The following is a 593-nucleotide window of genomic DNA, read 5'->3' on the forward strand; positions in this document are numbered from 1 at the left end:
CGACCGGATCGTCTCGGCGCCCGGCATGCGCGAGACGGTGCCCTGCGGCACCGGGATCACCGGCGGCTCCACCCAGATCACCGGCGGCTTCGACGCCGAGGGCGCCCGCGAACTGGCGGCACTGGTCAAGGGCGGCGCGCTGCCGCTGCCGGTGGAGGTCGTCGAACAGTCGACCGTCGGCCCCTCCCTCGGGGCCGAGGCCATCCGGGCGGGCGCCTGGGCGGCACTGATCGGCCTGGCCTGCACGGCCGTCTTCATCACCGTCGTCTACCGCCTCCTGGGCCTGCTCGCCACGGTGGCGCTCTCCCTGTACGGACTCATCTCGTACGCCGCGATCGTGGCGCTGGGCGCGACCCTGACCATGCCGGGCATCGCCGGGTTCGTGCTGGCGGTCGGTATGGCGGTCGACGCCAACGTGCTGGTCTTCGAACGGGCCAGGGAGGAGTACGGTCAGGCGTCCCGGCGGCCGAAGGACCTGCGGCGGCCGCTGGCACGCGGGTTCTCCAAGGCGTGGAGCGCGGTCCTGGACTCCAACGTCACCACGCTGATCGCGGCCGGGCTGCTCTTCGTGCTGGCGTCGGGCCCGGTGAAGG

Annotated in this window: 1 protein-coding gene; it reads left to right on the forward strand. The window is 73.2% G+C overall.

Going from position 1 to position 593, the window contains the following annotated elements:
- On the forward strand, positions 1 to 593 hold a 593-nt coding region (locus tag ACFV9O_RS40830; RefSeq protein ID WP_385428245.1), incomplete at both ends, for a SecD/SecF family protein translocase subunit.

Origin of the sequence: Streptomyces sp. NPDC059909 (genome assembly GCF_042730885.1) — a bacterium.
In the GTDB taxonomy this organism is placed as follows: Bacteria; Actinomycetota; Actinomycetes; order Streptomycetales; family Streptomycetaceae; genus Streptomyces.